Below are 9,200 nucleotides of genomic sequence, written 5' to 3'. Positions count from 1 at the left end.
CCGGGCCCTGCAGCAGGCGGCACGCCCTGCGGCCCGCCCCTCGCGGCCCGAGCTCGACGCCGCACCGGCCCGTCCGAGCACGCCGACCCCGCCCGCTGCCGCCGCCTCGGCGCGCCATGACGTCGCACGCCCGAGCGTTCCCCGCCCCGTCAGCGCCCGCGCGATCACCGCGCCGATCCCGATCACCGCGCCCGTGCCCGCGGTCCCCGCCTCGACCGCGCCCGCCGTCGTGCCCGCGCCGCACAGCGCTCGAACCGCCCCGCTCGGCACCGGGCACGACGCCGACTTCGACGGGATCGACTCGCTGTTCGGTGTGACGAACTCCGAGGTCGAGTTCGACGCCCTCGCCGTCGCCGGGCCGTCGCGTGCCGAGCATCCTGCGGCGGCGCGTCGCACGGCCGCCGACGCGCACCTGCCGCGCCCTGCCGCCGCACCCGCGCGCATCCCGAGCGCCGCTGCCGCCCGTCCTCCCCGCGGCGTCCGCGTCCGGCGGGCTCTCGTGCGGGTCGGCATGGGCATCGGCGCCGCCGTCTTCTCGGTCGGCCTCGTGCTTTCGAGCTCCGTGCCGGCCAACTCCCTGCTCTCCCGCGACGACATCGCCGAGATGCAGGCGGCCGCCGCGGTCAACACGACGCAGGACGTCGACCTCGACCAGACGGTCCAGATCGCCTCCGGCCAGATCGACGGCGTCGGCAAAGAGGAGTACACCTCCATGACGCTGCTCGAGTACGCGCGCGCCGCCGGCATCCGCCCCGCCGCGACGTTCACGAACAACCCGAACGGCACGATCCAGTGGCCGTTCAAGGTCGGTGTCGGCATCACGTCGAAGTACGGCTACCGCTCCTGCGCGGGCTGCACGTCGAACCACCACGGCGTCGACTTCGTGCCCGGCTACGGCGCCGAGATCCAGGCGATCGCCGACGGCGTCGTCGTCTACACCGAGGAGTCGGAAGGCTCCCTCGGCGTGCACATGATCATCGAGCACCAGATCGAGGGCAAGACCGTCGCGAGCGTGTACGCCCACATGCAGTACAACTCGATGCGCTTCAACGTCGGCGACACCGTGCACGTCGGCGACACCGTCGGTCTCACGGGCAACACGGGGCAGTCGACCGGTCCGCACCTCCACTTCGAGATCCGTCTCGGCGGCATGGACGGCACCTACACCGACCCGCTCGCCTGGCTCTACGCCAACACGAACTGACCGGGTCTCACCGCACGTCGACGCGGATGCGGTGCAGCCCCGTCGCGCCGTCCGGTGCCGGCGGGAGCGACTGGGCGCTCTGCCGCTCGCCGTCCGCGCCCGTCGCCCGCACCTCGAGCTCGTGGTCGCCGGAGTCGGCGCTCCAGCGCCAGCGCCACTGCCGCCACGTGTCCTCGGAGACGACGTCGGCCAGCTCGGCGGCCTGCCAGGCGCCGCCGTCGACGCGCACCTCGACGCCGGAGATGCCGGTGTGCGGATGCCAAGCGACGCCCGCCACGACGACCTCGCCGGCGTCGACGGATGCCCCGCTGCGCGGCACGTCGATGCGCGAAGACAGCTTGACGGGGCCTTCGGCGCTCCAGCCGCGGTCGGTCCAGTACGCCGTCGCGTCCGCGAACCGGGTCACGTGCAGGCGGGTCAGCCACTTCGTCGCGGAGACGTAGCCGTAGAGGCCCGGCACGATCATGCGCACCGGGAAGCCGTGCTCCGCCGGCAGCGGCTCGCCGTTCATGCCGACGGCGAGGATCGCGGCGCGCTCCGGGTCGGTGAGCGCCGACAGCGGCGTCGACGCGGTGAACCCGTCGATGCTCTGCGAGAGCACCATGTCGGCGTCGCCCTGGACCCCGGCCCGCTCGAGCAGCAACCGCACGGGCACGCCGAGCCAGACCGCGTTGCCGATGAGGTCGCCGCCGACCTCGTTCGAGACGCACGCGATCGTCGTGACCTGTTCGGCGAACGGGAGGGCCGTGAGCTCGTCCCAGTCGAGCGAGAAGGGTTCGTCGACGAGGCCGTCGACCTCGAGCCGCCAGTCGCCCGGGTCGACGTCGGGCACGACGAGCGCCGTGTCGATCCGGTAGAAGTCGGCGTTGGGCGTGACGTACGGGGCGAGCCCGTCGATGCCGAGGTCGGCGCCGGTCGGGATGCTCGGCGCCGGAGCGGTCGCCGTCGGCAGCCGCAGCGCCTCCCGGGCGGCCTGCACGGCGCGCGTCGCCTGCTGGCGCATGCCGCCGACCGCGGCGCCGACCGCGCCGATCGCGATCGCGCCGAGCGAGAAGGCGAGGAAGGTGCGCCGGCTCGCGCCGGGGTCGACGGATGCCGCGAGGGGATCGTGCTCGGCGGAGGGGCGTCGCGCGAGGAGCATCCGGAGGGCGAGCAGCGAGCCCCCGACGGCGAGGATCGGCGGGATCGCGTCGAACGGCGAGGCGCCCGCCCGGGTGAGTGCGGCGGCGAGCGCCAGCACGCCCTCGGCGGCGAAGATCAGCGATCCGAGCGGCGGGCGCCGCACCTCGAGCAGGCCGGCGAGCGCGCCGATGCCGAGGAGCACGAGCGCCACGCCGATGACGAGCGCCGGTTTGTCGCCCGTGCCGAACCAGGCGATCGCGGTGTTCTTCGCCCACGGCGGAGCGAGGTCGATGCCGAGGGCGCCGACGGCGAGCACGGGGCTCGCCCAGCCGAAGAGGCCCGCCGCGAGCTCCGCGACGCCGACGCCGAAGACCGTCGCGGCGACGCCGGAGAGCGCCGCGGCGCCGCGGCCGCGGGATCCGGTGCGAGCGGCGGTCATCTCAGGTCCCGACGATCTCGACGCTCGCGCTGACGCGATCGCCCGGTTCGATGCCTTCGGCGGTGCGCACCGCCTTGCCGATGACGAGGATGTACCGATCGGAGCCCGGGAAGATCGACGTGTCCCAGGTCGTGCCGCCGACGCTCGCGCGCACCTTGACCGAGCCGAAGCCCTTCGGCGGCAGCGGGATCGCGGTGATCGCATCCGAGACGTCCTCGGGCAGGTCGACCATGTACCAGCCCCGTCGCGCCGACCACTCGTAGAGGTCGGCCTCGAACGCGAAGGCGCGGGTCATGGCCGGCTCGCCGGGACCCGGGCGCGGAGGAAGGCGGCGATCAGCGGCGCGAGCTCGGCGCCGATGACGTCGGCGGGCCGCTTGCGACCGGCGACCTCGAACGAGTGGTTGCCGCCCTCGACGAGTTCGACGACCGCGTTCGGGCCGATGGCGGGGGCGAGCTCGGCGAGTTCCGCTGGGGAGGCGAACGGATCCTTGGTGCCCTGCAGGAAGAGCATCGGCACGCTCAGGCCGAAGAGATGCGCGTCGCGACGCTGCTCGGGCTTGCCCGGCGGGTGCAGCGGGTAGCCGAGGAACACGAGCCCCGGGGCATCCAGCCCCTCGGCGACGGCCATCGAGGCCATGCGGCCGCCGAACGATTTGCCCGCCGCCCACACGGGCTCCCCGGCGCTGCGCCGCAGGGCCTCGGCGTGCACGGCCCGCCAGGCGGCGATCGCGGCGGGCGCGCGGTCGGGGAACTTCCGGCCCGCCTCGCGGTAGGGGAAGTTGAAGCGCAGGCTCGCGACGCCCTCGGTCTCGAGCGCGTCGGAGAGGCCGACCAGGAACGGGTGGTCGAAGCCGGCGCCGGCGCCGTGCGCGAGGACGAGGCTCGCCCAGGGGTCGGCGGGCCGGTGGACGGCGGCGGAGACGGTGCTCTCGCCGACCTCGATGCGGATGGCTTCGCTCACCCTGCGATCATGCCGCACGACGCGGCGACCGGTCCGAGCCGGCGGACGCGAGCTCGCGCCCCGTCGGAGCGTGCGCGGCGTCCGCGGCGGCATCCGCCGAGGCCGATGCGGTCGGGGCGGGGTGCCCGTCGGCGATCCCCTCGGCGCGCACGAGGAGCGGCCGCGACTTGCGCACGAGCCGGGTGAGGGCGACGGCGGCGACGCCGACGATCGCGCCGACGGTGTTGGCGACGAGGTCGCGCGGGTCGGAGATCCGGTCGGTGAGCGGGATCTGGACGAGCTCGATGCACGTCGTGAACGCGACGCCGATCAGGAGCGGCAGCCAGGCGCGTCGGCGGGGGAGGAGTGCGGAGGCGAGCACGCCGACCGGGATGAACATGACGACGTTGAAGGCGATCTCGGAGAGGTAGCCGGTCGACCACGTCGCGGACATGGTCCACGCGAGGGGGTTGAGGATGCCGTTCGGCAGCTCGTATCCGACCGTGCTCCACGGCGCCGGGCCGAGGGTCGCCCAGAGCACCGCGACTGCGTAGGCCGTGGCTGCGAGGGCGAGGGGGAGACGCCGTTGCATGCCGTCGATCCTCCCGCAGTTCCCTATCGGTCCGGTGCGTGCCTCCCGCGAGTCCCCTGATCGGGCCCGGACGTCCGAATCGGGGCGAGCCGGTCGAGTGGACGGAACCGCAGGGTCGGACTCGCGTGGAACCGTGCAGTTCCGTCCACTCGCAGGGCGGGGGCGCGGGGAATAGGGAGTGGGGAGCGGGAGGGGCGGGGACCGGCGATTCCCCAGCCGCGGCCGCTAGATTCCGTCGGAGAACCGCACGGTTCGGCACCCGAAGCCCCGATGGAGGACCCCGATGCAGTGCCCCACCGATGGAACGACCCTGGTCATGAGCGAGCGCTCCGGCGTCGAGATCGACTACTGCCCGCAATGCCGCGGCGTGTGGCTCGACCGCGGCGAGCTCGACAAGATCATCGAGCGCGCGGAACTCGGCGGACGTCCGGCCGCCTCGCCGCAGGCGCCCCAGCAGCCGGCGCAGCCGCAGCCGCAGTACGGCCAGCCGCAGTACCAGCAGCCCCAGTACGGGCAGCCGCAGTACGACGACCGCTCGCGCGGGTACGGCGACGGCTACCACGGCAAGAAGAAGAAGCGCGACAACTGGCTGAGCGACCTGTTCGACTGAGCCGATCGACCGAGCCGATCGGCTGAGCCCTTCGGCCGCACCGGATGCCCCGCCCGACCCCCGTCGGACGGGGCATCCGTCGTCGGAGCGGACGATCGGCACGGATGGGGCGAGGTCCGGTTGACGTGCGGGCCGGATGCTTCTAGCTTCGTATTCAACAAATCAGTTGAATAAGGGATCACACGTGGACGACGATGCGGAACACCGGCTCGACCGGGCCTTCCTGGCCCTCGCCGACCCGGTGCGCCGCGGCATCATCGCCCGCCTGAGCCGAGGTCCGGCGACCGTCAACGAACTCGCCGAACCCACCTCGATCACCGTGCAGGCGGTCTCCCGCCACATCAAGGTGCTCGAGGAGGCCGGACTCGTCAGCCGCACGCGAGACGCCCAACGGCGTCCCGTGCACCTGGAGCCCGGCCGGCTCGAAGAACTGACCGCGTGGATCGACCGCTTCCGACTGATCCACGAGCAGCGCTACCGGAACCTCGACGCACTGCTGCGAGCGGCGCCCGAACGGACGCCGGAAACGGAGACAGGATCATGAGCAACGAACTGCACGTCACCGCCCCCGAGGGGCTGCCCTTCATCGAGATCGAGCGCGAGTTCGACGCCCCGCTCGAGGCGGTCTTCCGCGCCCACGCCGTGCCCGACCTCGTGCGCCAGTGGCTCGGGCCGGACGGGTACGAGATGGAGATCGACCACTGGGAGTTCGTCTCCCAGGGCTCCTACCGCTACGTGCACCGCGACCCCGAGGGCAACGCCTGGGGCTTCCGCGGCACGTTCCACACGGTCCGCGAAGGCGAGTTCGCGGTCCAGACGTTCGAGTTCGACGGCGTCCCCGACGTCGTCGCCATCGAGTCGATGACCTTCGAGTCGCTGCCGGGCGGGCGCACCCGCATCCGCACCCACTCCACCTACCCGAGCGTCGAAGCGCGCGACGGCATGGTGGCGAGCGGCATGGAGGTCGGGCTCGGCGAGGGCTACCGGCGCCTCGAGGCGCTCGCCGCGTCGCTCGACGCGCCGGTGCCCGCGGAGGGCTGAGCCGTGGACTGGACGCTCGAGGTCGTCATCCTGCCGGTGAGCGATCTCGACGCGGCGATCGAGTTCTACCGCGATCGGGTGGGCTTCCGCCTCGACCACGACACGCACGCCGGCGACCAGCGCTTCGCGCAGCTGACGCCGACCGGCTCCGGCTGCTCGATCGTGCTCGGCACGCTGCCGGCGCAGACCGAGATGGAGCCCGGCAGCCTCAAGGGAGTGCAGCTCGTCGTCGCCGACGCCCGGGCCGCCCGGGCCGAGCTCGTGGAGCGCGGCGTCGACGCGAGCGAGATCCAGGTCATCGACCCGCGCGACGGCGGCACCTTCTTCGGCTTCACCGACCCCGACGGCAACTCGTGGGCCGTGCAGGAGATCCGGGCCCGGGCGGAGCGGCCGCTCATCCCCGTCGAGGCGCGCGGGCGCTTCGGCGAGGAGCAGGAGGCCACCGCTTCCTGATCGGCCCGGTCGGGGCCCGCCGTCCGGCGCGGGCCCCGACCTAGCATGTGAGGATGCCTCCCGCCGAAGTCCTCCGGTACACCGCGTTCTCGACCGACCCCGACGGCGGCAACCCGGCCGGCGTCGTCCTCGACGCCTCGGGGCTCGACGACGCGGCCATGCAGGCGATCGCGGCCGAAGTCGACTACGCGGAGACCGCCTTCGTCACGGGGGTGGGCCCCGACGGCGCCGTCGCGATCAAGTACTTCTCGCCGATCGCCGAGGTGCCGTTCTGCGGGCACGCGACCGTGGCGACCGCCGTCGCGCTCGCCGAACGCGGCCGGACCGATGCGGCGGGCGGCATCAGGTTCGCGACCCCCGTCGGTCCGATCCGCCTGTCGACCGGCCGCGACGCCGACGGCGTGCACGCCGCCTTCACGAGCGTCGAGCCGTCGGTCGCCGAACTGGCGGATGCCGACCTCGCCGCGATCCTCGGGCTGCTGGGGCTCGACGAGGCCGACCTCGACCCCGCCCTCCCGCCGAGGCTCTCGAACGCCGGCAATCCGCACCCCGTGCTCGCGGTCGCGGATCCCGAGCGCTTCGACGGCTTCGACTTCGACCCCGACGCGGTGCGCGCGCTCATGGACGACCGCGGCTGGCCCGCGACGATCACGGTGCTGCACCGGCTCGGCGCCGACCGCTTCGCGGCCCGCAACCTGTTCCCCGTCGGTCGCATCACCGAGGACCCCGCGACCGGCTCGGCCGCGGCCGCGGTCGGCGGCTACCTCCGAGCGCTCGGCGCGGTGCGCCCGCCCGCGCGCATCCTGATCGAGCAGGGCGCGCACGTCGGACGGCCGGGGCTGCTCGTCGTCGACGTCCCGGCGACCGGCGGCATCGTCGTCTCCGGGCACGCCGTCCCGATCGACGCCTAGGCTCGATTCGGCGGGACTCCTCCCGTCGTGCAGCATCCGACGGCGGGAGCCCACATGCAGACGCGCATCCTCGGACGGACGGGCCGGCAGGTCTCCGTCATCGGCCTCGGCACCTGGCAGCTCGGCGCCGACTGGGGCGACGTCGACGAGGCCGACGCGCTCGCCGTGCTCGACGCCGCCGCCGAGGCCGAGGTCACGTTCTTCGACACCGCCGACGTCTACGGCGACGGCCGCAGCGAGTCGCTCATCGGGCGGTGGCTCCGCGAGAACCCGGACGCCGACGTGACCGTCGCGACGAAGATGGGCCGACGCGTCGACCAGATCCCCTCGAACTACGTCGAGGCGAACTTCCGCGCGTGGCTCGACCGCTCGCGCCGCAACCTCGGCGTCGACACGATCGACCTCGTGCAGCTGCACTGCCCGCCGACGCCGGTCTACTCGACCGACGCGGTGTTCGACTCCCTCGACGCGCTCGTCGAGGAGGGCGTCATCGCGAACTACGGCGTCTCGGTCGAGACGACCGCCGAGGCGCTCACGGCGATCGCCCGCCCGAACGTCGCGAGCGTGCAGCTCATCCTCAACGCGTTCCGGTTGAAGCCGCTCGACGAGGTGCTGCCCGCAGCGGCCGCCGCGGGCGTCGGCATCATCGCGCGGGTCCCGCTCGCGAGCGGGCTGCTCTCCGGGCGCTACACGCTCGACACGCAGTTCGCGCCGGACGACCACCGCACCTACAACCGGCACGGCGAGTCCTTCGACGTCGGCGAGACGTTCTCGGGCGTCGACTACCCGACGGGGGTGCGGGCCGCGCAGGAGTTCTCGAAGCTCGCTGCGGCCGCGGCGCCGGACGCCTCGACCGCGCAGGTCGCGCTCGCATGGATCGCGCGGCATCCGGCCGTCTCGACCGTCATCCCCGGCGCCCGCAACCCCGACCAGGCGCGTGCGAACGCGGAGGCCGGGTCGCTCGTGCTGCCGGGGGCGTTCGACTTCGAGGTCGGCGAACTCTACGACCGCGAGTTCCGGGCGGCGGTGGGCTCGAAGTGGTGAGCGCGCACGAGCACGAGCACGGCGAGGCCGAGCCGAACTGGTTCGAACCGGATGACTGGGAGGTGCGCTACGCCGGCGACGGCCGCACCTGGAGCGGCCGGGCGAACCCCCAGCTCGTCGACCTGATCGCCCCGCTTCAGGCCGGCACCGCCCTCGACGTCGGCTGCGGCGAAGGCGGCGACGTCGTCTGGCTCGCCCAGCACGGTTGGCGCACCACGGGCGCCGACTTCTCGGCGAACGGGCTCGCGCGCGCCGCCCGGCACGCCGCCGACGCCGGGGTCGCCGACCGGACCGACTGGATGCAGGTCGACGCGCGCGACTTCGATGCGGCCGGCCGCACGTGGGACCTCGTGACGACGCACTTCCTGCACCCGGGCGACGGCGGCATGGCCGACGTGGTGGGCCGCCTCGCCGCGGCCGTCGCGCCCGGCGGGCACCTGCTCGTCGTCGGCCACGCGCCGACCGGGCACTTCGCCGAGCGCTCGACCGCGCAGCTGCGCGCCATGTTCCTGGCCGCCGACCTCGTGCCCGCACTCCCGGACGGCTTCGACATACTCGTCGCCGAGGAGCGCGGCCGCACGGCCGTCCACGACGGCGTCCCCATGGACGTCGAGGACGCGACGCTCTTCGCCCGGCGGCGCTGAGCCGTCAGCGCGCGTCGCGCCGTGGCGGGTCCGACTCGTCGTCGTCGTCGTGGTCTGCCGCGCCGTCGGACAGCTGCGTCGTGCCCGTCGTGACGATCGAGAGCGTGTCGGTCAGCACGGGGATCGCGTCGGTCGCGGTCGGCACCGGCTCGTCGGGCGCGCTGACGGCTGCCGCGGGCGCCGGGGCCGGGGTCAGCG

At 73.7% G+C, this 9,200-nt stretch carries 13 protein-coding genes; 8 read left to right on the top strand and 5 right to left on the bottom strand.

The annotated features are described in order from the left end of the window. A partial coding sequence (locus GB864_RS17255) for a M23 family metallopeptidase (protein WP_160426928.1) occupies positions 1–1,204 on the top strand: 1,204 nt, incomplete at its 5' end. A 7-nt stretch (positions 1,205–1,211) separates the two neighbouring features. Here GB864_RS17255 and GB864_RS17250 read toward each other — a convergent pair. From GB864_RS17250 to GB864_RS17235, 4 genes are read right to left on the bottom strand one after another with little or no spacing between them, the layout of a single operon-like run. Beyond that, positions 1,212–2,765, bottom strand: coding sequence for a molybdopterin-dependent oxidoreductase (locus tag GB864_RS17250; RefSeq protein ID WP_160426927.1), 1,554 nt, complete (start codon positions 2,763–2,765; stop codon positions 1,212–1,214). A 1-nt stretch (position 2,766) separates the two neighbouring features. After that, the gene (locus GB864_RS17245; protein WP_160426926.1) at positions 2,767–3,060 is read right to left on the bottom strand and encodes a DUF1905 domain-containing protein; all 294 of its coding nucleotides are present in this window, start codon (positions 3,058–3,060) and stop codon (positions 2,767–2,769) included. Further along, positions 3,057–3,728, bottom strand: coding sequence for an alpha/beta family hydrolase (locus GB864_RS17240; protein ID WP_160426925.1), 672 nt, complete (start codon positions 3,726–3,728; stop codon positions 3,057–3,059). Before GB864_RS17240 ends, GB864_RS17245 begins: the two co-directional genes overlap by 4 nt. Before the next feature lie 7 nt (positions 3,729–3,735). After that, positions 3,736–4,299, bottom strand: coding sequence for a VanZ family protein (locus GB864_RS17235; protein WP_160426924.1), 564 nt, complete (start codon positions 4,297–4,299; stop codon positions 3,736–3,738). Between the two features lie 283 nt (positions 4,300–4,582). On the opposite strand from GB864_RS17235, the gene GB864_RS17230 reads away from it, so the two are divergent. The 7 genes from GB864_RS17230 to GB864_RS17200 all read left to right on the top strand — a co-directional run bounded on the left by GB864_RS17230 (position 4,583) and on the right by GB864_RS17200 (position 9,002). Further along, positions 4,583–4,909, top strand: a complete 327-nt coding sequence (locus GB864_RS17230; RefSeq protein ID WP_160426923.1) for a TFIIB-type zinc ribbon-containing protein — start codon at positions 4,583–4,585, stop codon at positions 4,907–4,909. 184 nt (positions 4,910–5,093) lie between these two features. Next, on the top strand, positions 5,094–5,453 hold the full coding sequence (locus GB864_RS17225) for an ArsR/SmtB family transcription factor (RefSeq protein ID WP_336604066.1): 360 nt from the start codon (positions 5,094–5,096) through the stop codon (positions 5,451–5,453). Continuing rightward, positions 5,450–5,950: an SRPBCC family protein gene (locus tag GB864_RS17220; protein WP_160426921.1), complete on the top strand. Its 501-nt coding sequence runs from the start codon at positions 5,450–5,452 to the stop codon at positions 5,948–5,950. Before GB864_RS17225 ends, GB864_RS17220 begins: the two co-directional genes overlap by 4 nt. A 3-nt stretch (positions 5,951–5,953) precedes the next feature. Next, positions 5,954–6,403 (top strand): VOC family protein, encoded by a 450-nt coding sequence (locus GB864_RS17215; RefSeq protein WP_336604065.1) that lies wholly within the window; start codon positions 5,954–5,956, stop codon positions 6,401–6,403. Between the two features lie 53 nt (positions 6,404–6,456). Further along, positions 6,457–7,314, top strand: a complete 858-nt coding sequence (locus GB864_RS17210; RefSeq protein ID WP_160426920.1) for a PhzF family phenazine biosynthesis protein — start codon at positions 6,457–6,459, stop codon at positions 7,312–7,314. A 54-nt stretch (positions 7,315–7,368) separates the two neighbouring features. Beyond that, on the top strand, positions 7,369–8,358 hold the full coding sequence (locus tag GB864_RS17205; protein WP_160426919.1) for an aldo/keto reductase: 990 nt from the start codon (positions 7,369–7,371) through the stop codon (positions 8,356–8,358). Continuing rightward, on the top strand, positions 8,355–9,002 hold the full coding sequence (locus GB864_RS17200) for a methyltransferase domain-containing protein (protein WP_202107350.1): 648 nt from the start codon (positions 8,355–8,357) through the stop codon (positions 9,000–9,002). The genes GB864_RS17205 and GB864_RS17200 overlap by 4 nt, the downstream gene beginning before the upstream one ends. Positions 9,003–9,006: 4 nt before the next feature. Here the strand turns inward: GB864_RS17200 and GB864_RS17195 are convergent. Next, positions 9,007–9,200: hypothetical protein (locus tag GB864_RS17195; protein ID WP_160426917.1), on the bottom strand; the 194-nt coding region annotated here is incomplete at its 5' end.

Origin of the sequence: Agromyces seonyuensis (assembly GCF_009789225.1) — a bacterium.
Classification (GTDB): domain Bacteria; phylum Actinomycetota; class Actinomycetes; order Actinomycetales; family Microbacteriaceae; genus Agromyces; species Agromyces seonyuensis.
Note: the sequence above shows the minus strand (reverse complement) of the source record. Positions and strands in the feature narration are given on the sequence as shown.